The organism is Haloferax sp. KTX1 (genome assembly GCF_902410085.1).
GTDB classification, from domain to species: Archaea; Halobacteriota; Halobacteria; order Halobacteriales; family Haloferacaceae; genus Haloferax; species Haloferax massiliensis.
This window is the reverse complement of sequence record NZ_CABPRH010000362.1, coordinates 1-385: the sequence shown is the minus strand read 5'-3', so window position 1 is coordinate 385 and position 385 is coordinate 1. Positions and strand designations below refer to the sequence as shown.

Genomic DNA, 385 nt, shown 5'->3' with positions numbered 1-385 from the left:
GTCGACATCCGAATCGAAGTCCCCGTCAACGACACTGAAGTGACCGACCGGGTCGCTGACGCGGTCCGGAATCTCTTCCCTGAGGCTGACCCGACTCACCAGCAGGGTGCACTCGTCGCCGAAGTCCACACGATGGACGGGTTCTCCGAGCTGCTCCACCGGCGGGAAATCCTGGATACAGCCCGGTCGGTCTTCTTCGATAATCTAGAGGGCGACACCTTCGCGTTCGACGTGAAGAAGCAAGCGGCGTTCGAAGGCCGAATCAACTTCGCGGTCGGTGACCCCTCTGAACTGGGCGACATCCATGTGAACGTGACCGTCCACGAACCGACGGCCGAGGAGTACATCGACTACGTCGCACCGCCGACCGAGGACGGCCAGCCGG

Annotated in this window: 1 protein-coding gene; it reads left to right on the top strand. The window is 62.3% G+C overall.

Annotation, left to right across the window (positions count from 1 at the left end; genetic code table 11):
* Positions 1 to 385, top strand: a 385-nt coding sequence (locus FY251_RS22205) for an RNA-binding domain-containing protein (RefSeq protein WP_148417040.1), incomplete at both ends; no start/stop codon positions are given.